Annotated in this window: 15 protein-coding genes; 12 read left to right on the forward strand and 3 right to left on the reverse strand. The window is 61.7% G+C overall.

What is annotated here, in order from left to right; genetic code table 11:
* Positions 1-14: 14 nt before the first annotated feature.
* Together dmul_RS17460 and dmul_RS17465 are read right to left on the reverse strand one after the other, a co-directional pair.
* Entirely contained in the window at positions 15-1268 is a 1254-nt protein-coding gene (locus tag dmul_RS17460) for a glycosyltransferase family 4 protein (protein ID WP_020877501.1), read from the reverse strand.
* The gene (locus dmul_RS17465) at positions 1265-2461 is read right to left on the reverse strand and encodes a glycosyltransferase family protein (protein ID WP_040415532.1); all 1197 of its coding nucleotides are present in this window, start codon (positions 2459-2461) and stop codon (positions 1265-1267) included. The genes dmul_RS17460 and dmul_RS17465 overlap by 4 nt, the downstream gene beginning before the upstream one ends.
* Positions 2462-2606: 145 nt before the next feature.
* Between dmul_RS17465 and dmul_RS17470 the strand changes: the two genes are divergently transcribed.
* Together dmul_RS17470 and gatB are read left to right on the forward strand one after the other, a co-directional pair.
* Complete coding sequence (locus tag dmul_RS17470) at positions 2607-4184, forward strand: glycosyltransferase (RefSeq protein WP_040415534.1); 1578 nt, start codon at positions 2607-2609, stop codon at positions 4182-4184.
* Positions 4185-4318: 134 nt separating this feature from the next.
* Positions 4319-5746 (forward strand): Asp-tRNA(Asn)/Glu-tRNA(Gln) amidotransferase subunit GatB, encoded by a 1428-nt coding sequence (gatB, locus tag dmul_RS17475; protein ID WP_020877504.1) that lies wholly within the window; start codon positions 4319-4321, stop codon positions 5744-5746.
* 190 nt (positions 5747-5936) lie between these two features.
* Here gatB and dmul_RS17480 read toward each other — a convergent pair whose 3' ends face one another.
* The gene (locus tag dmul_RS17480; protein WP_070962361.1) at positions 5937-7238 is read right to left on the reverse strand and encodes an alginate export family protein; all 1302 of its coding nucleotides are present in this window, start codon (positions 7236-7238) and stop codon (positions 5937-5939) included.
* Positions 7239-7871: 633 nt separating this feature from the next.
* Here dmul_RS17480 and dmul_RS17485 point away from each other — a divergent pair.
* From dmul_RS17485 to dmul_RS17530, 10 genes are all read left to right on the forward strand, one after another.
* Positions 7872-8849 (forward strand): tRNA dihydrouridine synthase, encoded by a 978-nt coding sequence (locus dmul_RS17485; protein ID WP_020876651.1) that lies wholly within the window; start codon positions 7872-7874, stop codon positions 8847-8849.
* A gap of 29 nt (positions 8850-8878) precedes the next feature.
* Entirely contained in the window at positions 8879-10234 is a 1356-nt protein-coding gene (locus dmul_RS17490; RefSeq protein ID WP_020876652.1) for a replication-associated recombination protein A, read from the forward strand.
* 141 nt (positions 10235-10375) lie between these two features.
* On the forward strand, positions 10376-11062 hold the full coding sequence (locus dmul_RS17495; RefSeq protein WP_020876653.1) for an ABC transporter permease: 687 nt from the start codon (positions 10376-10378) through the stop codon (positions 11060-11062).
* Positions 11063-11077: 15 nt separating this feature from the next.
* A complete protein-coding gene (locus dmul_RS17500) occupies positions 11078-11824 on the forward strand; it encodes an ABC transporter ATP-binding protein (protein WP_020876654.1) in 747 nt (248 codons plus the stop codon).
* The gene (locus tag dmul_RS17505) at positions 11821-16608 is read left to right on the forward strand and encodes an FtsX-like permease family protein (protein WP_020876655.1); all 4788 of its coding nucleotides are present in this window, start codon (positions 11821-11823) and stop codon (positions 16606-16608) included. Before dmul_RS17500 ends, dmul_RS17505 begins: the two co-directional genes overlap by 4 nt.
* A gap of 228 nt (positions 16609-16836) precedes the next feature.
* On the forward strand, positions 16837-17853 hold the full coding sequence (locus tag dmul_RS17510; protein WP_020876656.1) for a peptidylprolyl isomerase: 1017 nt from the start codon (positions 16837-16839) through the stop codon (positions 17851-17853).
* A gap of 12 nt (positions 17854-17865) precedes the next feature.
* Positions 17866-19299 (forward strand): MATE family efflux transporter, encoded by a 1434-nt coding sequence (locus tag dmul_RS17515; RefSeq protein WP_020876657.1) that lies wholly within the window; start codon positions 17866-17868, stop codon positions 19297-19299.
* Between the two features lie 42 nt (positions 19300-19341).
* Complete coding sequence (locus tag dmul_RS17520; RefSeq protein ID WP_020876658.1) at positions 19342-21333, forward strand: DUF6785 family protein; 1992 nt, start codon at positions 19342-19344, stop codon at positions 21331-21333.
* A 111-nt stretch (positions 21334-21444) separates the two neighbouring features.
* The gene (locus dmul_RS17525) at positions 21445-23400 is read left to right on the forward strand and encodes an oligopeptide transporter OPT superfamily protein (protein ID WP_020876659.1); all 1956 of its coding nucleotides are present in this window, start codon (positions 21445-21447) and stop codon (positions 23398-23400) included.
* A gap of 85 nt (positions 23401-23485) precedes the next feature.
* Positions 23486-25003: an outer membrane protein assembly factor BamB family protein gene (locus dmul_RS17530; protein WP_052018543.1), complete on the forward strand. Its 1518-nt coding sequence runs from the start codon at positions 23486-23488 to the stop codon at positions 25001-25003.
* Positions 25004-25072 lie beyond the last annotated feature (69 nt).

Below are 25072 nucleotides of genomic sequence, written 5' to 3' on the forward strand. Positions count from 1 at the left end.
CGTCCGGCTCCCTTTCAGAGTCGCGGCTGCTCCCGGTGAAAGATGTCTCCCAGATCCCGGATCAGCCGCTGGTTGTCGAAATCCCGAATCACCCGCTTCCGGGCTGCGTCAATGATCCGCGTCCGCAGCGACCCATCCGCCAGAAGGCGGTGCATGGCATCGGCCAGAGCCGCCGGTGCGCCGGGGGGAACCAGAAGCCCTGTCCGGCCGTGGGAAACGAGTTCGGGAACGGCCGACACCCGCGTTCCCACCACCGGCACCCCCATGGCCATGGCCTCGATGTAGACGTTGGGGATGCCGTCGCGATCGCCGTTGGGGGCGATTTCACATCCCAGGACAAACAGATCGGCCTTTCGATAGTGGGCGAGGACCACCTCGTGGGGAAGCGTGCCGAGCCACCGACAGTCGTCGGCAAGCCCGAGGGTCTCGATCTTCGACAGGATGCTTTCCCGGTCGTCCCCGTCACCGATGAGGGTGTGCTGAAAACGGACACCCCGGTCCTTCAGGATCCGAAGTGCCCGGTAGACCGTGGGAAGTCCCTTTTTCGGCACGAGACGGGCGATGGTCAGGAGCCGGTAAGGCATTTCCGGAACGCGCCCCTCATCCGAAGCGTGTCCGAACAGCTTCAGGTCGATGCCGTGATAGACGCGGTATACCGGCGTTCGCCCGCCGCGCCCGATGTCCAGGAGGTGGCGGCGGTTGTATTCGGTGCAGGTCACGACGAATCGGGCCAGGGCCATCTTTTCCCGAAGCTGGCGGGGATCCGATGTGTAAATGTCCTTGGCGTGGGCGGTGAAACTGAAGGGAATTCCCGAAAGCGCTGCCGCGAACATGGCGACGGAGGTGGGGGAATGGGCGAAATGGGCATGAAGATGAACGATGTTTCGGCCGGGCAACAGCTTGTCCACCAGGTAGCCTGCCTGCAGAAGATGCTTGATGGTGGCTGATTTGCGGGTCCTGAGAAATCGCCTGCCCGCTGTCCGGACGGCGGCCAGATAGCGGCGGGGCTGCCGGGCCGCCGCCCGGAGGTTGTGATAGAGCAGTGGGAAAAAGCCGGCCAGGATCTCCTGGGGCAGGTAATCGACCCCCGCCCGGATCCGCTCGACGCTCTTGTGGGCAAAAGACTCCCGGGGATGACGCATGGAAAAGAGGTGAATCGTGAAGCCCAGGGATTCCAGAAGCAGGATCTCGTTGGAAATGAATGTCTCGGAGATCCTGGGGTAGCCTTTCAGGATCATCCCCAGCACCGGTCTTTCGCAATCGATCATGAAGCACTCCTGAAAACGTTGAGCCGTTGGCGCATCACCTCGAATCCGGTCATGGTAAAACGGTCTATGGCGGCCTCGCGGCAGCGGGGGTGCGCCAGCAGGTGAAGGACCTTCTCCCGGAGGACGACCGGTGTCAGGGCGTTCCAGGGGATGTATTCGGCAATGCCGTGGGCGTGAAACCGCTCGGCCCGGATGAGCTGCTCCCGCCGCGGCGTCTCCCGGGGTATGATGAGGGGCAGGGTTTTCTGACTCAGGATCTCACAAAGGGTGTTGTAGCCGCCCATGGAGATGACCAGGTCGGCCGCGGCGAGCACCTTTTCCATCTGGCGATAGAAATGGAAACACCGGACCCCGACGGTCCTGGCGCGGCGATGGACGTCGGTCCGCTGTTTCTTGGGCATGAAGGGACCGGTGATCAGGATGCTCCGGAAAGGAACGGGAGTCCCGAAGGACTCCAACATGGACAGGAAGGCATCCATCACCGGATAACCGTCCCCCCCGCCGCCGGTGGTCACCACCACCAGGGGTTCCCGCTCCGCCAGACAGTGGCGCCGCTTTTCCTTTCGGATCTCCTCGGGGTTGGGGACCTTTCGCGGAATGTAGCCGGTAAAGACCATCTTTTGGCTCACGGTCCCGGGGATCTCGTATTCCACGATGGGGTCATAGAACTCCTGAATCCCATAGACCCATATCTCCGTGTAAAGGGCGGCAAGGACGTCGTAGATCCCCTTTTTCGCCCAGGCGGAGCGGATGGTGTCGGCATCGTCCATGATATCCCGGAGCCCCAGCACCGTCCGGGTATCGGGAAGGCAGCGCTTCAGCCACTGGAGCGTCGAAAGCACCTCCTTTTTCAGGCCCAGGGGCTCCTTGTCCACGATAAAGAGATGGGGTCTGAAGGTTTTGGTGGTGGCGCTGATGATGTTTTTTCGAATGTCCAGGGCATGGCGGGGGTTGATCTTGATCGAGAGGGGCAGATATTCCTCGTTGGTCTTTTTGATCATCCCCGGAATGCGAACGAAGTCGATCTGATCCGGGAATGCGAACCGGCCGGCGATGGGCGATCCTGTCAGAATCAGGATGTTGACGTCCGGAGCCCGCAGATGGGACGCGATGGCCATGGTCCTGCGAATGTGCCCCAGGCCGTAGGTGTCGTGGGAGTACATCAGTATGTTGAAGGTCGAACTTCTGCCCATCGTACGGTCGTGACGCCGGCCTTTCATTCGCGACGAACCGCCCCGCGGCGGTTGTGCTGAGATAGGGGTTTATTTTTCATAGAGTTATGTCTCGTCGGTCGTCCACACCAAACGCTATTTTAAGGGTCAAGTCAAGAAATTTTTATTGGCCGATCCCCCCGAGACCCCCTTCCCTTTTGCCGGATTCCAGGATATGTTGAAGCGGTTCGGTCCCCGGTTCGGATGCCAGGGGGTATATAACTCTCTTCGAAAGATACGACAGATGGTGTCTCAATCCAGCGCGTTTCACGAGGCCCTCGAAATCCTCGACGACTTCTTCCACCTCATGGATTCCGGGCGGCTGTTCACTTTAAAGGATCCCGACGCATACCGCCGGCTGCGGCGCCGGGTTCGTCGGGCTCTCTTCACGGTCCTCATGGAAGGCCGCCCGCGTCTCGAAAACCTGCGGGGACTTTCCTGGCCTTACGATGCACTCCTCCGAAACCGGTCCTATCTGGAAACCGTCGCCCGCGGGGCGTCACCTGCGGAAGACCGCCTCCAGGCCCGGCTGTTTCTCGCGCTGCTCCCCTTCCCCGGCCAATGGCGGGAACTTCTCCGCCTGGAAAATCGAACGGACCGGCATCCTGAAATCGTATCGCTCCTGGCCGAGGAACAGCGCAAAATCGACGCCAAGATCGTCAAAAAGCGGCAAAAGACCTTCAGACTCCGCCATTTCTGTCAGATCCTGAAAGTTCCCCGACCGCCGGCGGAAAAGGGTGTCCTCCGGATCTTCTCCCTCCCCTATCTCTTCCGTATTCCCGGGCTGTTGAAACGGATCAGCAAAGAATACGTCATCTACATGGAGCCGCCCTGGGGCGTCCTGGCGCGGCATGCCTGGCTGCGGGTCTTCTCCGATCTCGAGGACCCCTGCCTCATCGGCGCCGGCGGACCGGAGGACCGGAGGTTCCTGGAAACCCAGGCAGGCGTTGTCCCGGTGCCGCTGGCCCACGGCGACTATCTGGAGGAGGACGGCACCGTTCCCCTTGGGGCGGAGAAGCGCTTCGATATCGTCTTCAACGGACTCTACGACGACATGCCGCGAAAACGCCACAACCTCCTGCTGGAACTCCTCTGCCGTCCCGAGCTCTCCCGCCTGACGGCGCTCTTCATCGGTCGCGGCGCATCCCGCCATGTGGCCGCCTTTCGCCGACAGGTGGGGGCCCTGGGGCTCGAAAATCGGGTCACCGTCCGCGACAATCTGCCGAGGCGGGAGGTTCCCCGATATCTCGCCCGCTGCCGCATGGGCGTCCATCTCGCCCTTCACGAAAACGTCTGCCGAAGCATCTACGAATGCTTTCGCTCGGACATCCCCTGCCTCGTCTCCTCCGCCATGGCCGGCTTCGATTTCCATCAGATCACGCCCCAAAACGGCGTTGTCGCTCCCGACGACGCGCTTCCCGCCGCCGTTTGCCGCATGCTGGATCACCTCGACCCATTCTCGCCCCGCAAATGGTTTCTCGACCACTCGGGGTGCCGCAACAACAGCCGCCGCCTCAACGATCACCTGAAGGTTCTCTTTGAACGGCAGGGCTATCCATGGGAGAACGACATCGTTTTGCTGGGATCCAGCGGCGCCAACCGATACGTCGACCCCGAGGACTACCGGCGGTTTCGACCGGCGTTCCATGCGCTTCTGGCCGTCTTTCGGGAATTTCCGCTGCCCCTGGCCGTCGTGCCCGAATAAGGCCCCCGACACCCCTGATCGAACTGCATATCCGGCGGATTTGGCCTTGACTAATATGCCCGGATGTTTCAAGAATATTTTTTCGGCATCCGGTTGAACCCGCCGCTTTGAAATCAACTGTCAAAGGATGAAAAATGGAATTTGTGACCGTCATCGGGCTGGAGGTTCATGCCCAGCTCAAAACCCGAACCAAGATCTTCTGCGGCTGCTCGACAGCCTTCGGCGCCCCGCCGAACACCCATGTCTGCCCGGTCTGCCTGGGAATGCCCGGGGTTCTGCCGGTGTTGAACCGCAAGGTCGCGGCTTACGCCGTGAAGATGGGCATCGCCACCCACTGCACCATCAACCGGGAAAGCCGTTTCGCACGCAAAAACTACTTCTACCCGGACCTTCCCAAGGGCTACCAGATCTCCCAGTATGAGCTGCCGATCTGTGAACACGGTTACATCGAGATCGACGGGGACGGCGAAAAAAAGCGGATCGGCATCACGCGGATCCATATGGAGGAGGATGCCGGAAAGCTGATCCATCACCCCGGCCGCTCCGTCAGCCATGTAGACCTCAACCGGACCGGGGTTCCCCTGATCGAGATCGTCAGCGAACCGGACATCCGCTCTCCGGAAGAGGCCGGCAGCTATCTCAGAAAACTCCACGCCATCCTGAGGTATCTCGACATCTGCGACGGCAACATGGAGGAAGGCAGCTTCCGCTGCGACGCCAATGTCTCCATCATGCCGGCAGGGGCAACGGCCTTCGGCACCCGGACCGAACTGAAAAACCTCAATTCCTTCCGGCATGTGGAAAAAGCCCTGCATTACGAGATCGTCCGCCAGCAGGAGGTCATCGGCGACGGTGGGACGGTCGTCCAGGAGACCCGACTCTGGAACCCGGACAGAGGCGTGACCACCCCCATGCGCGGCAAGGAGGAGGCCCACGACTACCGCTATTTTCCCGATCCAGACCTCCTGCCCGTCGTGGTGGACGACGCCTGGATCCGGGAGATCACGGCCGGACTGCCGGAATTGCCCGACGCCAGGGAAAAGCGCTTCGTGGAGGTGCTGGGACTCACGCCCTATGACGCCGGGGTTCTGACCGCCGAACGCGAACTGGCGGACTACTTCGAGGCCTGCCTCGAGGCCTATCCCCGGCCCAAGCCTGCGGCCAACTGGATCATGGGCCCCCTCCTGGGGCTGCTCAACAGCGAAGGCAAGGACATCGGGGCCTCCCCCATCGCCCCCGCCGACCTGGGTGCCCTCCTGAAGCTGGTGGACGACGGCACCCTGAGCGGCAAGATCGCCAAGACCGTTTTCGAAGAGATGGCCGCCACCGGCAGGCCGCCCGGACGGATCGTCGCTGAAAAACAGCTGGTGCAACTCTCGGACGGCGACGCCATCGAAGGGATTATCAACGACGTCCTCGCCGGTCATCCGGACGAGGTGGCGGCCTTCAGAGGCGGCAAGACCAAGCTGATGGGTTTTTTCGTGGGCGAGGTGATGCGGGCCACCAAAGGTAAGGCCAACCCGAAGATGGTCAACGAGATCCTGTGGCGGAAGCTCGGATAGCCGAAAGCCCGCCGCCCCGGCGCCCGGGACAGCGCGAGAATCGCCGCCCGGGTGTCCCCGAGGGGGGGAGGGCTTTGTACCGCCGGGCGATCGTCGGCGTGCCGCCCGGGGCATTAAACATTAAAAAAAGCCGGAGAAGCACGTGGCTCCTCCGGCTTTGTTATGCCATCAGGAATGTTCTGGTGCGACCTTAGAAGGCCAGGGACAGACGGGCGCCCACTTCGTAGGGGTTCTCGTCGTTGTCGAGGTTCTCGGTGGTGGCGTCGCCCGCGAACAGGTAGGCGCCGACGAGATCCAGGTTCAGGTTCTCGACCACTTCATAGGTGATGACCAGGTCCACTTCCGTACCCAGCACGTCTTCCTCACCGCCGCCGGCAACCTCAATTTTTTCGGCCAGTGCGGCATACCAGACATCCAGCGCCACCTTCAGCTTGTCCATGGGTTTGACCGCGACGCCCAGATTGGCGGCCCACACGTTGGAGATGTTGTCGGCCGGGGCGTTGTTGGAGGTCGTGAAGTCGAAGATGCCGTAGCCCATGATTTCAGACCAGTAGTAGGAACGGCCCTGGGGCGGAGTGAACTGTTCGATGTCCTCGTCGTCGTCATCGTCGCCGGATGCGTAGAAGGCCCGACCGTGAACGTCGAACATGCCGACGTTGACATTGCCGCCGAGAGCCAGCAACCAGGCCTTGAAATCAAGGCTTTCGCCCGTCTGCAGGTCAACATCGCCACCCTGGTAGATACCGGTGAACCACGCGGCACCCATGTCGAAGTCGACATCGAGGTCAAGACCGGCGTACCACATATTCAGTTCCTCTGCCTCTGCGCCAAGCGCATTGGCCAATAAGGAATGGTTTCCAGCCCCAGTGCCGAACCATTCACTGGCGTCCTTGGAATAGATGTACATGAAGTAGGGGTTGACGTCGAACATGCCGCCAAGGGTAAATTTCGGGAAAATACCGAAATAGTCGGCGTCGAGATCGTTGGCGTCCTGAGCGTTATTGAAGCTGAGCTCGGTGCCTTCATAGGCCTTGACCCAGACGAAGGGAAGCTCGAAGGTCTCGCCCTTGTAGTTGACCATAACCCCGGAAAAGTCGTCGTCAAAGAGGAAGCCCCGGGCGAATACGGCGCCCTGGATACCGACCTTCCAGTTGACGGGACCGGTGTTGAAGTCGACATAGGAGTTCTTGATCTCGAACTCTTTACCGTCGGCGCCGATGTCGCCCAGCGGTCCGGTGCCCCAGATAGCATCCCACTCAAACTTGTTGACGAACTTCAGGTTTTCGTGAAAGGTCGCCGTGTAGTAGAGCCGGGTACGGGTATCCACGCCGCTGAAGTCACCGGCTTCGGATTCATCCTCACCCGTGAAGTTCTGGGTGGTGTAGAACCGGGTCCGCCAGTAACCGCCGAACTCGCTCTCGATCGCCCAGGCAGGCATGGTGAACATCGCCACCAGTACCGCCGCCAAAGCCAGCATACCTAATTTTTTCATCTCGATTCCTCCTTAACCTAATTGAATCAACCTAATAAACCAACCTAATAATTATTCCCTGCCAAAAACAGATAAATGTCTCCGATGCACCTCCTTTTCATTCAGTTCATCATAAACATTCTCGCTCATCTGCTAACAGTCTCCCATGGACATGTCAAGTCTTTTCTAATGAAGAAACGCGTCCCCCGGAACATTTTTCAGCATGACGGTCCACCGGCGTCATGCCCCGGGAAACCCGGCATGCGGGAAAATCCCGGAGCGCTGCCGTATTCCCCACCGGGAAGCCCCGTCCGACGCTCCGGAAACCCCTTGACCCCCGTCTCGATTCCATGAGATGAATCAACGAGGTGATATCGTCATCTCAACTTTCGACGTTCATCGGCCGGTGCCGGGAGGATACGGCCCGCGCCCCGCGCGGTTTCGTTCAAGTGCCGCTGAAGGGGCGCCCGCCGTATCCTCCCGGCACCTCTATCCGGTCAACATCATGAACGTCGAAAGTTGAATGTCAAAATACAGGCTGAAGACTGAAGGCTGAAGGGGAATAAGCGCACTCTTCATCGCAGACGCACCCCTTCAGCCTTCAGTCTTCAGCCTTCAGCCTCGAACCATATGTACGCACCCCAGGATCGCCCCATGTCCCCGACCCTCTATCTCGCGCCCCTCCGGGGGTTTACCAACGCGGTCTACCGCAACGTCTTCTCGCGTTTTTTCGACGGCTTCGACCTGGCGGTGGCGCCGTTCATTCCCACCACCGAAAGCCGGCGCGTCCGGGACTGCCATATCCGGGACGTACTGCCGGAAAACAACCGGCACATGCCCGTCGTGCCCCAGCTCATCGGCAACGTCCCTGGGGATTTTCTCCGCATGGCGGAGCGGTTGTCGGGCCTGGGATATAGCGCCTTCAACTGGAACCTGGGCTGCCCCTTCCCCATGGTGGCCAAGAAATGCCGGGGATCGGGGATGCTGCCCCACCCGGACCGCATCGACGATTTTCTGGAGAAGGTCATGCCGAAGATCCCGGGCGAGCTCTCCGTCAAGGCGCGGCTGGGCCGCTATTCCAGGGAGGAGATCTTCCGGCTGATCCCCGTTTTCAACCGCTACCCCCTGAAGGAGGTGATCCTCCACCCGAGGACCGGCGTCCAGATGTACGGCGGCCGCCCCGACCTCGATACCTTCGGGATCTGCCTCGAAGCGCTCCGTCATCCCGTGGTCTACAACGGGGATATCCGCCGCCCGGCGGACTTCACGGCGCTGTCAGGGCAGTTCCCCGAAGTGGAGCGATGGATGATCGGCCGGGGGGCTTTGACGAATCCTTTTCTGCCGGGCGTCATCAAAACGGGGCAGGATGCCTTTTCCGACAGGATCGACCGTTTCAGACGCTTTCACGACGCGCTCTTCGACGCCTACCGGGAGGTCTTCAGCGGTCCGGCCCATCTCGTGGAGCGGATGAAAGGCTTCTGGGTCTACTTTTCCGAATCCTTCGAGGACAGCCCGCGGTTTCTCAAACAGATCCGCAAGCTCAGGAGCCCGGAGCGCTATATGGAGCGGACGGCACGCTTCTTCGAAAGCGAGGCGGTGTGGCGCGATGCCCCCTTCACTGCCTTCAAATGAGTGGATCGGGTTTATAAGGAGATCTCGACATGTCCAAGGAATCCATGGACCTTTTCGCCTACCGGGCCGATGCAGAATTCCAGGCCGACCGGCCCCTGGCGGAGCGGATGCGGCCCCGGGAGCTTTCGGCGTTCATCGGGCAGGAAGCGCTGACGGGCGAGGGATCCCTGATCCGCCACGCCATCGACAACGACCGGGTATTCTCCATGATCCTGTGGGGACCGCCGGGATGCGGGAAGACGACCCTTGCGGGCATCATCACCGCCGGGACCCGGTGCCACGTCGTCCGGTTCTCGGCGGTGCTCTCCGGGGTCAAGGACATCCGGGCCGTCATCGAGGCGGCGGAAAAGCAGCGCCGGTTCCACCGGAAGCGGACCGTGCTCTTCGTCGATGAAATCCACCGGTTCAACAAAAGCCAGCAGGACGCCTTTCTGCACCACGTGGAACGCGGCCTCATCACCCTCATCGGCGCGACCACCGAGAACCCGTCCTTCGAGGTCATCGCCCCTCTCCTCTCCCGATGCCGGGTCATCCCCCTCGCCCCGCTCTCCGACGAAGCCCTGGCCGGCATCCTCCACCGGGCCGTCCGGGACGCGGAAAACGGACTCGGCCGCCTGAATCTGACCCTCAGCCCCGAGGCCGCCGAACACCTCATCCGTATCGCCGACGGAGACGCCCGATCGGTCCTCAACAATCTGGAGATCGCCGCCCACCTGGTCACGGCGGCCGGCAGGCGGAATATCGGGGTCGCCGACACCGAAAAGGCCCTCCAGAAAACCGCCCCGCGATACGACAAGTCCGGCGATGAACATTTCAACCTCATCTCCGCCTTTCACAAAAGCCTGAGGGGCGGCGACCCCGACGGGGCGCTCTACTGGCTCGCCCGGATGCTGGCAGGGGGAGAGGACCCGCTCTATGTGGGGCGCCGCATGGTCCGCTTCGCCTCGGAGGACGTGGGCATTGCCGACCCCTATGCCCTCAGGACGGCCCTCGACGCGGTGTCGGCCTATCGGTTTCTGGGCAGCCCCGAAGGGGACCTGGCCCTGGCCCAGGCCGCGGTCTACCTGGCCACGGCCCCCAAAAGCAACCGCGTCTACAGGGCCTTCAACACGGTCCGCGAGGTTGTCGAACAGACCGGGACCCTGCCGGTGCCCCTCCACATCCGCAACGCGCCGACCGCCTTGATGAAAAACATGGGATACGGCAAGGGCTATCGGTACGCCCACGATTATAAGGATGCCTATGTCCCCCAGGAATACCTGCCCGACCCGCTTCGGGGACGGCGTTTTTACACCCCTTCCGACCGGGGATACGAACAGACCGTCAAGGCGCGCCTCACAGAGTGGCGAAGACGGATCACCCCCGCCGGGAAAGGGACGTCTTGACGGATCGTTGGGAGGCGTATATTTTAGGCTGAAGACTGAAGGAGACAAGGCCGCCGGCGGCGGTGCCGCCTCTCAAGTCTTCCGTATTCAGTCCAACCCCTTGACGGGGCCTTCGGCCCTCATCCTTGCGCGGAGGAGGTTATGGACCCACCCCGAACCCGGAAAACCGAGGGCGACGGCCACCGGCTGGTGGTGCTCCCCTTCGGCAAATCGATCGAGATCGCCTACAAGAGCCTCAAGGTCCGTTTTTTCAGGTCCCTGATCACGACCGCGAGCCTCATGCTGGCCGTCTCCTTTCTGAGCTTCGTCAACGTGGGCAACGACATCGCCAACGGCCTGCTGTCCATGGACGATCCGACGCACCGCCAGGCCCTGATCCAGTCCGGATACGACCTGGGGGAGACCGACACCCGGGTGGATGAAAGCCCCAAGCAGCGATGGCTGGTCATTCTCAGTCTCATGGTCTGCGTGGTGGGCATCGTCAACGCCCAGCTGATGGCGGTCACCGAACGGTTTCGGGAGATCGGCACCATGAAATGCCTCGGGGCCCTCGATCGCTTCGTGCTGCGCCTGTTTTTACTGGAAGCCGCCATGCAGGGGTTCGCGGGTGCGGTGGTCGGCGCGGCCGTGGGGGCGCTTTTCGCCCTATTGAACGGTCTGCTTCGATTCGGAAGCCCCGCCCTCGCCGCCCTGCCCTGGCCCGACATCCTGACATCCCTTGGCCTCGCCGCGACGACGGGGTGCATCCTCAGCCTGGCGGGGGTCCTCTATCCGGCCCTGGTGGCCGCGAGGATGGCGCCGGTGGAAGCCATGCGGGTCGAGCAGTGACCGAAAGAGAGCCATATGATTGAAATCCACCACATCGTCCGGGTCGCCAACGTCACCAAAACCTTCCAGATGGGTAAAATGGCGCTGCAGGCCCTGAAAGGCATCACCCTGGAGATCGCCGCGGGCGACTACATCTCCATCATGGGTCCTTCGGGCTCGGGGAAAAGCACCCTCTTCAACATGATCGGCGGCCTGGACAAACCGTCCAGTGGGAAGGTCTTCATCGACGAGGTCGACATCGCCCAGCTGGACGCCTACGAACTGGCATGGCTCCGCTGCCGCAAGATCGGCTATATCTTCCAGACCTTCAACCTCATCCCGGTCATGACGGCGCTGGAAAACGTCACCCTGCCCATGACCTTCGCCGGGATGAACAACGATGCGGCGGTGGACAAGGGCATCCAGCTCCTCGAAATGGTGGGGCTGGGGGACCGGTTCCGCCACAAGCCCTCGGAGCTCTCGGGAGGCCAGCAGCAACGGGTGGCCGTGGCCCGGTCCCTGGCCAACGATCCGGCCATCATTCTGGCCGACGAGCCCACGGGCAACCTCGATCTGTCCACCGGCGAGGAGATCATCGCCCTCCTGAAGCGCCTGAGCGAAGAGACCCGGGTCACGGTCATATCGGCCACCCACGACTTCAAGATGCTCAACGTATCGGATCAGGTGATCTGGATCCGGGACGGCCTGGTGGAAAAAATCGAGAACCGCGAGGATCTCTCCATATCCGTCGGCCGAATCGGCGAACGGGAGGAGACCCCTTGAGGCCCCTCAAGTCGATCCGACGGAGAGCGGTCATCCTCCTCCTGGCGGCGCTCTGGACGAGCCCGGCCCTGGGCGCCAACCCGGTGCCGCCCGGAGAAGCGGACCTCCGCAAGACCGTCGACGCCCTGGCCGCCCCGGCGGATCGAAGCACCGGCACCCCCGGGTGCAGGCAGGCGGCCGATTATATCGCAGATGCCTTTTCGGCCATGGGCGTGACGGGGGTGGACCGGTTCCCCTTTTCCCTGCCCATCCGGCGCCACGGCGGGAGCACCCTTACCGTATCGGGCCGCGTCGCCGATCTGTTGCCCATGCGGACCAACGCCGTCACCCCCGAGGCCCTCCCTCCGGAGGGCATCACGGGTCCCCTCCATTACGTGGGACAGGGAAACCTGTCGGACTTCAACGGCAAAAAGATCGCAGGCAGCATCCTGCTCATGGACCTGGATTCCGGCAAAAACTGGCTCCGGGCCGCTGAATTCGGCGCCAGAGCACTGATCTACGTCGAGCGCGGCACCCCATCCCGAATCCACTTCGAAGACAAGGCGGAGCTTTCCCCCGTTCTCTTTCCCCGCTTCTGGATGCCCCTGGACCAGGCCCGGGATCTCTTCGGCGACTTCGAATCGGCGCCGGGAGGCACCGTGTCGGACCGGGTCGTCCTGACCACCAGCGTTCGATGGACGGAGACGGAGGCCGAGAACGTCTACGGCATCATCCCGGGAGCCGACCCCGATCTCTCGGAGGAGCTGATCATCGTGGAGGCCTTCTACGACAGCACCGCCGACGTCTTCACCCGGGCTCCGGGGGCGGACGAGGCCCTCGGTGCGGCGTCGCTCATCGCCCTGGCCCGCCATCTCACGGCCCATCCGCCGGCCCGGTCGGTGCTCCTGGCCGCCACCAGCGGCCATGCCCAGAGCCTCGCCGGCATGCGGGAGATGATCTGGAGCATCCGAACCCCCACCAAGGAAATCCGTAAGGAGGAAAAACGGCTGAAAAGCCTCCGCGAGGAATGCCGGACGATGCTGAACATCCTCACGGGATTTGCCGAGGGCGATGCCGGGGGGCCGGCGCTTCAGGCAGCCCTGGAAGACCGGATCAAGACCGAGGTGGACGCCCTCTCCCGAAGATTGATGGCGCTGCGCATGGCTGAGAAGGAAGACCAGGATGCCGCGGCCATTAAAACCTTGGCCGAAGAACGGATGCTGCTCCGCCGTCTGGGGTGGCGATCCCGGTTCACGGACCTGCCGGAAGCGGAGCGGGTCCTGTTGGCCGGAATCATCCCGCCGACCGTCCGGGATTTCGAGCGCATCCTCGAGGACACCGGGAACCAGCTTCACCGCCTTGCCGCCCAGAAGCGCTTCCGGGGCGTCGTCAAGGCGCGGGACCTGGCCGCGGTCGTCTCCCTCCACCTGTCGAGCCACGGCAACGGCATCGGCGCCTTCAACTATGGATGGCTCTACGACATCAAACCCCAGATCAACCGTATCGGCCCTTATGTCGCCGTCGAAGAGATTCTCCGTCGAGCCGCCGAAACCGGGGACACCGGGATGGCGGCCTACCGGGACACCCTGCGACCGAGCGCCCTCCGGTCGTGGCAGAGCTATTTCGCGGACCGTCCCCCCCTGGGCGGCGAGGTCGCCGCCCTGGCGGGGTATATCGGGCTGACACTGGCCACCGTCAACGACGCCCGGGTGTTGTGGGGAACGCCCCACGACCGCCCGTCGGCCGTCGATGCGGCCTACGCCGAACGCCAGGCCCGACGGGTCATCAGCCTCATCGACGCCCTGGCCCATTCGCCGGAATCCTACAGCGGGGAGCTGCCCCGCGACGGATTCGCCACCGTGACGGGCCGGGCCAAGCGCCTCCGCCACGGCGAGCTCTTTCCCGATCAGACGGCCGACAAGACGGTGGTCATGGCGTTTCAGGGCAGCGCCCGCCATTACGCCATGACCGACGAGAGGGGCATATTCCGACTCAAGGGCGTCGCCGACAAGAAGCTGATGCTGGACAAGGTCATTATCGAGGCCTACCGCTTCGATGCCGATACCGGAGAGGTCGTCTGGGCCGTAGACAAGAATCAGACGGGGAAGTCGGCCTACCGGCTCAAGATGCAGCGGCAGAACATGGAGACGGACCTGGTCATGTTCACCGCCCGGCAAACCACCCTCTTCAACCTGCTGGAGCCCCGGAACTTCCGGTACATGACCAAGATCCAGATCATCGACGGCAGGCGGGAAGCCCTCCCCCTCCGGTACTGGTACAGCCGGATCGATACCCGCTCCTCGACCATCGCATCGGTCTATCTGGAACCCGGCAGCTACATGAAGCTGACCCTCTCGGATTCGGTCCTGAGCAAAAAGATGCTCCTGCTGAATGCCGACGAGGAGAACCCCCAGGGCACGGGATATCGCATCGACGACTGGCCCGTTGTTCACTATACCGGTTTCAGGGCCGCACGGGACATGTGGGCGCTCCTCACCCCCCGCATCCGGAATCTCGAGGCCCACGGCATCCACGACCAGAAGATCGGCGAGCTGATGCAGGCGGGAACCAATGCACTGGCGCAGGCCGAAACCGCGCTGAAAAAGCAACGGTACGACCGCTTCAGCGAAGCGGCTCTGACCGCATGGGCTCTGGCGGACCGGGTGTACAACCAGGTGGAGAAGACCCAGAAAGACGTCCTTTTCGGGGTACTGTTCTACATTGCCCTCTTCGTTCCGTTCGCCTTCTGTGCCGAACGTCTGCTGTTCGCCTTCCGCAACATCCACAAGCGGATCATCGCCTTTCTGGCGATCCTGCTGCTGCTCATCGCCGTCATCTATCAGGTCCATCCGGCCTTTGAGCTGGCCTACAGCCCCACGGTGGTCATCCTGGCCTTTTTCATCATGGGGCTTTCTCTCATGGTGACGCTCATCATCTTCTTCCGGTTCGAGCAGGAAATGGTCCTGCTGCAGCGGCGGGCCACACAGATGCGGGCCGAAGAGATCAGCCGGTGGAAGGCGTTCACGGCGGCATTTTTCCTTGGGGTGGGCAACCTGAAACGACGCCGCATCCGGACCGGGCTCACCTGCGTCACCCTCATCATCCTGACCTTCACCATCATGAGCTTCACGTCGGTCAAGTCGACCCGCCGCCACACCCGGATCCTTTTCCAGGAGAGCGTCCCCTACCCGGGGTTTCTGATCAAAACCTTCAACTGGCAGGATCTTCCCAAGGAAGCTCTGGGCACGTTGACAAACGCCTTTCACGGCAAGGCGACGACGGCGCCTCGCGTCTTCCTGGAGGATGCGGACAGGACCCGCGCCATTCCCATCCCCATCCAATACGGGGACAGGACCTTCGAAGCGCGGGCCATGATGGGGCTTTCCCATCGCGAGCCCGGGGTCACGGGCCTGGATCGGATTCTTACCGCCGGACGATGGTTTTCCCGGGACGACGAGCGGGCCGTTCTCCTGCCCGACCGGATCGCCCAATCCCTCGGCATTACGGCCGACCCTTTTCCCGAAAACGTCCGGGTCTCCCTGTGGGGGGTCCCTTTTCGCGTTGCGGGCGTTTTTTCGTCGGAACGATACGAGGCACACCCCGATCTGGACGGGGAGATCCTGACTCCGGTCACCTTTCCCGCCGAAATCTCTACGGAAATGACCGAGGTGGAGATGGACGCCATGGAGTCCGGCGAGGATGTTCAATCCTTCCAGAGCCGATATCATCACATCCCGGCCAACCTCACGGTGATCGTGCCGGCGGACTTTCTAATGGCCAGGGGCGGCGCCCTCAAGGGGCTTGCCGTGCGCCCCGACAACCCGGAGACCATTCCGGAGACGGCCCGTCGGCTCTCGGACCGCTTCGGCCTGCCCCTCTTCACCGGGGAGCCCCAGGGGACCTTCATGCATCAAGCCGGCGACACCCTCGACTACAGCGGGGTCCCCAACATCCTGATCCCCCTTGTCATCTCCATTCTTATCGTCCTCAACACCATGATCGGCAGCGTCTACGAACGAAAACGGGAGATCGCCGTCTACACCTCGGTGGGTCTGGCGCCGTCCCACGTCGCCTTCCTCTTCATCGCGGAAGCCATGGCCTTCGCCGTTCTGAGCGTCGTTCTGGGCTACCTCCTGGCCCAGGTGTCGGCCGGACTCTTCGCCGGCACAGCCCTCTGGTCCGGCATCACCGTCAACTATTCCTCCCTGGCGGGGGTCGCCTCCATGATCCTGGTGATGCTGGTGGTCCTCATCTCCGTGGTTTATCCCGCCCGCATGGCGGCCGATATCGCCATACCCGACGTCAACCGCTCCTGGTCCCTGCCCGACGTCAACGACAACAAGATCGCGCTCAGCCTCCCCTTTCTCGTAAAATACCATGAGCACGACAGCATTGCGGGGTATCTGGCCGGCTATTTCAGGGGGCATCAGGATGTCTCCCACGGCATCTTCTCCACCGACGAAATCATCGTCGCGCCGGCGCCTGGGAACATCGATCTGGACGGCCGCGCGTGCATTCAGCTCAAGGCCCGGGTCTGGCTGGCGCCCTTCGATTTCGGGATCATGCAGCAGATCCAGCTCGTCTTCTGCCCTTCCGAGGAAAACGAGGGGTTTCTGGAAATTCACGTGACGATGATCCGTGAAACCGGGGAGGCCAACGCCTGGAAGCGGGCCAACAAGGCCTTCATCAACGCCCTTCGCAAACAGCTCCTGATCTGGCGCTCCCTGGACGACGAGACACGGAATGAATACGTGATTTTCAAAGGCCGACCCCAGGACGAACAAGTTTTTGCAGATTTCCCTTGAAAGATTGCAACCCAGGGATTAAGTTACAGCGGATGTCGTCCGCGCGTCGAACGCCGCCGGCACTCTCTCCCCGGCAGCCGATGCACCGGAATTCGACGCGCGATGACACGGATTCTCTTTCGCATTGTCGTGACGCCCGTCCAAATCCCTCCGCGACACGAAATCCGAAATCGTGTCCGCCGCCGACATAAACAACCCATAAAATTCTTCATCTGAAAGGAAGATGTCATGAACGTATCCAAAAGAGTGATGACGGTAGTCATGGCGGGGCTGCTATTGATGCCCGCAGCAACCGTTTTTGCCGAAAGCGGACCCCAAAAGACGGCCGCACCCGCCGTCAAAGCCGATGAAAAACCCCGGAACCCCGTCGCCGCCGTCGTCAACGGCAAGGAGATCAGCCGTGACGCCCTGAACCGGGAACTCACCCTGGTCACCCATCGCCTCGCCGGTCAGGGACAGAACATCGACAAGGATCAACTCGAGAAGATCGAAGGCAACGTCCTGAACAACATGATCGACCGGGAACTGCTGTATCAGGATGCCCTGAAGAACGGCATCAAGCCCGATGACAAGGCGGTCGACACCCAGATGGACACGATGAAGAGCAACTTCCCGGGAGACGCCGAATACCGGCAGGCCCTCGAGATGATGAAGACCACCGAGGCCGACCTCAGGACCAACATCGCCCAGAGCATGGTCATCCAGCAGCTCATCGAATCCAGAATCGCACCCGGAATCGAGATCACCGACGCTCAGAGCAAGTCATTTTACGACACGAACCCCCAATTCTTCAAAAAGCCCGAACAGATCAAGGCCAGCCATATCCTGATCAAGGCCGACGCCTCGGCCGGTGAAGCGGACAAGGCCGCCGCACGAAAGAAGATCGAGGAGATTCAGGACAAGCTCAAGAAGGGCGAAAAATTCGACGCGCTGGCCAAACAATATTCCGAAGACCCGAGCAGCGCTCAGGGCGGGGACCTGGGCTATTTTTCCCGCGGGCAGATGGTCAAACCTTTCGAAGAAACCGCTTTCGCCATGAAAAAGGGCGACGTGAGCGACATCGTCGTGACCCAGTTCGGCTATCACCTGATTCAGGTGATGGACAAAAAGCCGGAATCGACCACCGCCTATGATGAAGCCAAGCCCCGAATCGGCGAGCACCTGAAACGCGAAAAGATGATCGAGGCGATCAACGTCTATATCGAGAAGCTCAAGGCCGACGCCAAGATTGAAATCCTCCCGTAACCCCGACCCGCTGTGCAACCATCGAACCACCGGAGGAAGACGCGGCGGGACCCCGTCCCGCCGACCGTCATTCCGGATCCCGCCGCCCCGGACAGAAGACGCCGTTCCAACGACCTCACCACCGCTCCGATCCCGCAGCTGATTCGAAGGATTACGATTCCGGTCAGCATCGGCCTTTTTTTCAACACCATGTACAATGTGGTGGACACCTATTTCGGAGGCCTCATCTCGACGACGGCCCTCGCGGCCATGTCCCTTTCCCTGCCGGTCTTCTTCATCATCATCTCCATCGGCAGCGGCATCGCCACCGGCGCCACGGCCCTTATCGGCAACGCCCTGGGCGGGGAGAACCCCGGGACGGCCCGCCGCTTCGCCTTTCAGGGCATCGCCTTCGGCGTCCTTATCTCCGTCGCCCTGGCGTTTATCGGAAAGGCCTCGGCCCCGCTTCTCTTTCGGCTCCTGGGGGCCGACGAGGCCTATCTGTCCATCTGTCTCACCTACATGGACATCCTGTTCAACGGGACGGTCTTCTTCATCCTCATCCAGATGCTGAACGCCGTTTTGAACGCCGTGGGCAACACCCGGATCTACCGCAACTTCCTCATCGCCGGGTTCTTCCTGAACGTACTCCTGGACCCGTGGTTCATTTTCGGGGGTTGGGGCGTGCCGGCCATGGGGGTCGCCGGCATTGCCCTGGCCACCGTGCTGGTTCAGGTGACGGGGTGCGTCTATCTGGGGATTCACGTCCGCCGGACCGGACTTCTGGACGGCGGCACCATTCGGGAGCTACTGCCCCGGGCCGCGCCTTTCGCCGAAATCGCCCGCCATGGATTTCCGGCCGGCCTCAACATCCTGACCATCGCCATAGGAGTCTTCGTCATCACCTATTTTATCAGCGGTTTCGGGCAGACGGCGGTGGCCGCCTACGGAGTGGGCATGCGCGTGGAACAGATCCTTCTTCTGCCCGCCATCGGCCTCAATACCGCCACCCTCACCCTCATCGCCCAGAATCACGGTGCACGCCGATTCGACCGTATCCGGGAGACCCTCCGGAAATGTCTGACCTACGGCACGGTCACGGCATCCTGCGGCGGCATCACCCTCTTTCTCCTGGCGGAACGGTTCATGACGCTGTTTTCGAAAGACCCCGACGTCGTCGCCGTCGGCACGACCTACCTGAAAATCGAGGCACTGGTCCTCACGGCCTACGTGATCCTCTTCGTCTGCGTCGCGGCCCTGCAGGGGATCAAACAGCCCATGTTCGCGGTGGTTATCGGGCTGTTCCGTCAGATCGTCGCCCCATTTGCCGTGTTTTATACTCTCACCCGCATCCAGGACGTCGGCCTTTTGGGCATATGGTGGGGCATCTGCGCCATTACCTGGACCGCCGCCGCCATCGCCTTTGTCTACGCCCGACGCCGTATCGACGCCATCATGCCGGAATAAAATCTGTTTTCGTTTCGGATGGAGAATGGTACAGTAACATCCATGAGCGCCCATCAACACGACCACGAGACGATCCGGCTTCGAGCCCTTATCCTGGGAATTGTCCTGGCGACGGCGATGTGTGCCCTGACCCCTTACAACAATGCCTACAAACAGGCCACTCCGCTGGGCGGCGGCCACTTTCCCCTGGCACCCTTCTTTATTCTGGTCTGGCTCACAGTGCTCACCGCCCTTGCGGGGAGGGTCTTCAAACGCGCCTTATTCACGGGAAAGGAGCTCGTGATCGTCTGGATGCTCATGTTTCTGGTGTCGGGCATCGCCTACACCGGCCTGGTCCGGACCTTTTTCATCAACCTCACCGCCCCCTACCATTTCGCCACCGTGGGCAACGCCTGGAAGGAGGTGCTCCATCCGATCCTTCCCCGGGCCTGGTACCCCAACGATGCCGAAGCCGTCGAGCGTCTCTACAACGGGCTCCCCGACGGTCGCCGGATGGGATGGTGGACCCTGGTCACCCACATCCCCTGGCGCGCCTGGATCGGCCCCCTCATGGTCTGGGGAGGATTCATCCTGCTCTGCTACGGCGTCATGATCTGCCTGGTCAATCTCTTCAGCCGCCAGTGGATCTACAACGAACGGATGAACTTCCCCCTCCTCCGGGTCCCCCAATTGCTGGCGGACGCCCTGGACCAGGGCCGGACGGGAGCGTTCTTCGGGAACCGTTTTCTCGCGGCCGGCCTCTTCGTTCCCATTTTTCTCCACACCGTCAACGGGCTCAATTTCTACTTCCCGGAGGTGCCCCAGATCCCAACCCTCATCCTGGCAGGGCCCTATTTTCCGCAGTACGGCCTCTTTTCGGGATTTCACAAGCTGAAAATCTACATCTACCCGGCCTTCATCGGCTTCGCGTTTCTCACGACCCGACAGATCTCCTTCTCGTTCTGGTTCTTTTTCATTGCAGGCGGCCTCATCATGGGGCTCCTGGCCGTCCTGGGCTACAACATCCCCGATGCGGCCCTGGGCGTCACCTTCGGTCCGACCCTCACCCGACCCGAGGAGACCCAGATGATCGGCGCCTACGGGGTTTTCTTTCTTTTCATTTTATGGCTGTCGCGGTACCACCTGCGGGAAATTTTCCAGACGGCCGTCGGCCGGCGCCCGGCACCGACGCCGGTAACGGAATGGTTCTCCATCCGGACCGCTTTCTGGGGGAGCGTCGCCGGCATCTCGGGCATCATTCTCTGGTGTTGGATTTTCAGGATGCCCTTCATGGTGTCGGTTCTGGTCGTCGGGGCCTTTTTCATGGTCATGCTGGTGGCCAGTCGCGTCATCTGCCAGGGAGGCATCGCCTACTTCACCCTCACCGTCGCCCCCATCGACGGCCTCCTGGCACTGTTCGGCCCCAAATTTTTCACTCAGGTCGGTCTCCTGGGATCGGCGGTGATGCAGAAGGTCCTTTTCGTGGATCTTCGGGAGTCCCTTATGCCGTCCCTGGTCCATTCGAGCAGTCTGACCCAACGGACGACCAACCGCCGGACGATCTTTCTGGCCATGCTGATCACCCTCCTGCTGGCCGTCACGGTTTCCTTTGTGGCCATGCTGGCCCTGTGTTATAAATTCGGCGCACGGGAGTTGCAGATGGACTGGACCGTTCAGACCACCACCACCGTCTACGCCAACGTCCAGCGGCTCATCGAAGCGCCGCCTCAAAACACCGACTGGGTGCGTCTCTTCGCGGCCGCTGGAGCCGTCGTCATGCTGGTTCTGGTGCTCTGCTATCACCGGTTCCCCTGGTGGCCGATCCACCCCATCGGATACCTGACCACCTACAGCTCGGCCATGCGAATCCTCTGGGTCAGCTTTTTTATCGGGTGGCTGGCCAACAGCCTCTGCATGCGGTACGGGGGGGTGGCGCTGTTCAAACAGCTGCGATACTTTTTTATCGGCCTCATCATCGGCGACTTTCTGATGGGCGGCACCTGGGCGGTGATCGGCCTTTTCGGCGATGCGAGTTATCAGGTGCTGCCCGACTGACGCCGGGTCCGTCACACGGAAACGGACCGCACCACGGAGGCAGGGGAGCGTCGTAACGGATAAAACGGATGAAGATGACAAGGACCCCATGAGCATCCAAATTCACCACTGATGTACGAAGACAAGGAACTTCAGGAATACCGGGATCTGCTGCCTCAGCCGACCCATTTCGAAGAGGGGTTCGACTGGAAGACCATCGTGGGTGCCGTTTTTATCGGCTTTCTCATGATGCCGGGAAGCATGTACCTGCAGCTCGTCATCGGCACGGGCATCGGGCCGGCGGCCCGCTGGGTGACCATCATCCTGTTTGCCGAAATCGCCAAGCGCTCCTACACCGAGCTGAAGCAGCAGGAAATCTTCCTGCTGTATTACATGGCCGGGGCGGCCCTCGCCTCCCCTTTCCAGGGCCTTCTGTGGAACCAATACCTCGTCCAGTCCGACGCCGCCCGGATGTTGGGGCTCACGGAGTTCATTCCGACATGGGTGGCCCCGCCTGGGGACGCCGCGTCCATGGTGGAGCGGACCTTTTTCCATCGGGACTGGCTGATCCCCATCCTCCTGCTGGTGGGCTCCCAGATCATTCAGCGCGTCGACCATTTCGGTCTCGGCTACGCCCTCTACCGGATCACCTCCGACGTGGAAAAGCTGCCCTTCCCCATGGCCCCCGTCGGCGCCCTGGGCACCATGGCCCTGGCCGAATCCACCGAAGACAAACAAAGAAGCTGGAAATGGCGGGTCTTTTCCATCGGGGGCGTCATCGGACTGGCCTTCGGCGCCGTCTATGTCCTGCTTCCCACGGTGTCGGGGCTCCTCTTCACCGAATCGATCCGTCTCATCCCCATCCCCTGGGTGGAGCTGACCCGGCATACCGAGGAAATCCTGCCGGCCGTGGCCACCGGCATCCAGCTCGACCTCGGCCTGATCTTCATCGGCATGGTTCTGCCTTTCTGGGCCGTCATCGGCGGTCTGGTGGGCCTTCTCATTACGGTAATCGCCAACCCCTTTCTTTATGAATACGGGATCCTGACGCGCTGGCACCCCGGGATGGGAACCGTCGATACGGTCTTTGCCAACAACTTCGACTTCTACATGAGCTTCGGCATCGGTCTGGGTCTCTCCATCGCCTTCGTGGGCATCTGGCATGTCGTCAAATCCTTTGGAAAGACCGACGGACGCGGCAGCTTCAGGAATCTTTTTCACCCGCCGCCGGGCCGGGGCGACTTCAATTTCTGGATCTCCATCGCCATCTATGTCTTCTCCACCACGGCCTACGTGCTGCTCTGCGTGTGGCTGGTGCCCAATTTCCCCTGGATCTTCTTCATTGTCTATGGATTTCTCTACACGCCCGTGGTCTCGTATATCACGGCGCGGATGGAAGGCATCGCAGGGCAATTCATCAGCCTCCCCCTGGTCAGGGAGGCCTCCTTCATCGCCGGGGCCAAGTATTTCGGCTATCAGGGCATCGAAATCTGGTACGCCCCCATCCCCATCCACAATTACGGCAAGACCACCGTGGATTTCCGGGAGATCGAGCTGACGGGCACCAGCATTCGGGGCATCATCAAAGCCGAGATCGTGGTATTCCCGGTGGTGATGATCGCAAGCCTCCTCTTTTCGCAGTTCATCTGGCAGCTCGCCCCCATCCCGTCCAGCAGCTACCCTTACGCCCAGGAACTCTGGCACCTTCAGGCCCTCAACACACTCCTGATGCAGACATCCACCCTCGAGGGCAACTCGGCGTTCTTCCAGGCCCTGAGCGTCGTCTACGTTCTGACGGGGATGGGATTCGGCGTCGTCACCTATATGATCCTGGCCTTTTTCGGCCTGCCGGTAATGCTGGTATACGGGGTGGTGCGGGGTCTGGGACAGAGTACGCCCCACGGCATGATCCTCGAAGTCCTCGGGGCCTTTCTGGGAAGATTCTTCTTCCTGAAACGTTACGGGGCCATGTGGCGCCAGTATGCCCCGGTCCTTCTGGCGGGGTTTTCCTGCGGCATGGGACTGATGGGAATGTTCGCCATGGGATTCACGCTGATCCTCAAATCTCTGGGACGCCTGGCCTACTGACGGGCTCAGGAGCATCGACATGCCGTCAAGCCGAAATTTCAAGACAACGTCTCCCCTTTTGGGAGACATTCAAAAGGAAAGACCGATGATACACATGCTGGCGCGCATCATCGCCGGGGTCGCCCTGACGACGGCCGGATTTCTCGGAACCCCTGACGCCGCAGCCGTCGAAGGCGATATTCTGTGGCAGTTCCAGCGGGGAATCCGCATCGAGGCCTCACCGGTGATCTGCGGAACGGGAATCGTCTGCATCGGATCGGACGACGATCGGGTCTATGCCGTCGATGCGGACGGTGTGGAAATATGGCAGTTCGCGACCCAGGGCGACATCGTCGCCTCTCCGGCGGTGGGGGCCGACGGCACCCTCTACGCCGGCTCGACGGACGGATCCCTCTATGCCCTTGACAGGGACGGAAGGCTGAAATGGCGGTATGAAACCGGCAGCGCCATTTTTGCCGGCCCTGCCATCGCCCCCGACGGCGTCGTCATCCTGGGAACCGACGACGCCGCAATCCACGCCGTCGAAGACAACGGCACCGAAGCGGTGCTGCGTTGGCGTCTCCGGATCCAGGGCCCGGTCCGATCGTCGCCGGCGGTGAATGCGGCCGGCACCCTGTACGTGGGGTCCGACGACGACCATCTCTATGCCGTCACCGCCGACGGGACCGTGAAATGGCGATTCCCAACCGGCGGCGATGTCCGCTCTTCGCCTGCCGTCGGCCCCGACGACACCGTATACGTGGGCTCCGACGACGGTCATCTTTACGCCCTTACCGACGCCGAAGGGGAAGGCCGCCTGAAATGGCGCTTCGAGACCGGGGGACCGGTGCAGTCCTCGCCGGTCATCGACAATGACGGCCGGGTGGTTGTGGGGTCCGACGACGGCGTTCTTTATGCGCTTAGAGACGAGGAGACCCGGGGGGTTCCGGAGTGGACGTTCCAGACCTTCGGCCCCGTTCGGTCGACGCCGGTCGTGGGGGCCGACGAAGGGATCTATGTGGGTTCTCTCGACGGCATCCTTTACGGGCTCGGTGCGGACGGCATCGAACGCTGGTCGGTGCGGCTGGGTGAAATGCGCGCCTCACCGGTTATCGCCGCAAACGGAGCCCTCTATGTCGGCACCCAGGCGTCCTTCAGCACCGGCGTGTTTCAGAACGGTCGCCTCTTCGCCGTCGAAACCGGCACCGAGGGCATCCTTCACGGCGCCCCCTGGCCGATGTTCCGCCACGATGTCCGCCACACCGGCCGCAATACCCCCAATCAGCCGCCTCTGGCCGACGCCGGCGGCGACCGGAACGTTGACGGCGACGGGCAGGTCACCCTGGACGGGTCCCAGTCAACGGATCCGGATTACGGCATCGCCGCCTTCAGCTGGCGCCAGACCGGAGGCGAACCGGTGACCCTCACCGGCGAAACCGACGTCCGGATGCGTTTTGTCGCCCCCGACATCGATACGACGACCCCCCTGACCTTCGAACTCACCGTTACGGACAACGGCGGACTCACGGACACGGACACGGCATCGGTCTCCGTCAGAAAAGAGGCGGACGATTTCTGCTTCATCCGGTCGGCGGCGGCAGGATTTTTACCATATATTCATTGACATGCCTTTCCGACAATTTTATAGGCTCTAGCACAGCACTTCAGAAAACATGGCGCCTTTGCCCCATGA

Source organism: Desulfococcus multivorans (genome assembly GCF_001854245.1).
In the GTDB taxonomy this organism is placed as follows: domain Bacteria; phylum Desulfobacterota; class Desulfobacteria; order Desulfobacterales; family Desulfococcaceae; genus Desulfococcus; species Desulfococcus multivorans.

Bases quoted from the DNA above. Each gene is read 5' to 3' on its own strand.
- dmul_RS17460 (WP_020877501.1), bottom strand. From the start codon at position 1,268: ATGATCGATTGCGAAAGACCGGTGCTGGGGATGATCCTGAAAGGCTAC.
- dmul_RS17465 (WP_040415532.1), bottom strand. From the start codon at position 2,461: ATGGGCAGAAGTTCGACCTTCAACATACTGATGTACTCCCACGACACC.
- gatB (WP_020877504.1), top strand. From the start codon at position 4,319: ATGGAATTTGTGACCGTCATCGGGCTGGAGGTTCATGCCCAGCTCAAA.
- dmul_RS17480 (WP_070962361.1), bottom strand. From the start codon at position 7,238: ATGAAAAAATTAGGTATGCTGGCTTTGGCGGCGGTACTGGTGGCGATG.
- dmul_RS17485 (WP_020876651.1), top strand. From the start codon at position 7,872: ATGTCCCCGACCCTCTATCTCGCGCCCCTCCGGGGGTTTACCAACGCG.
- dmul_RS17490 (WP_020876652.1), top strand. From the start codon at position 8,879: ATGTCCAAGGAATCCATGGACCTTTTCGCCTACCGGGCCGATGCAGAA.
- dmul_RS17495 (WP_020876653.1), top strand. From the start codon at position 10,376: ATGGACCCACCCCGAACCCGGAAAACCGAGGGCGACGGCCACCGGCTG.
- dmul_RS17500 (WP_020876654.1), top strand. From the start codon at position 11,078: ATGATTGAAATCCACCACATCGTCCGGGTCGCCAACGTCACCAAAACC.
- dmul_RS17510 (WP_020876656.1), top strand. From the start codon at position 16,837: ATGAACGTATCCAAAAGAGTGATGACGGTAGTCATGGCGGGGCTGCTA.
- dmul_RS17520 (WP_020876658.1), top strand. From the start codon at position 19,342: ATGAGCGCCCATCAACACGACCACGAGACGATCCGGCTTCGAGCCCTT.
- dmul_RS17525 (WP_020876659.1), top strand. From the start codon at position 21,445: ATGTACGAAGACAAGGAACTTCAGGAATACCGGGATCTGCTGCCTCAG.
- dmul_RS17530 (WP_052018543.1), top strand. From the start codon at position 23,486: ATGATACACATGCTGGCGCGCATCATCGCCGGGGTCGCCCTGACGACG.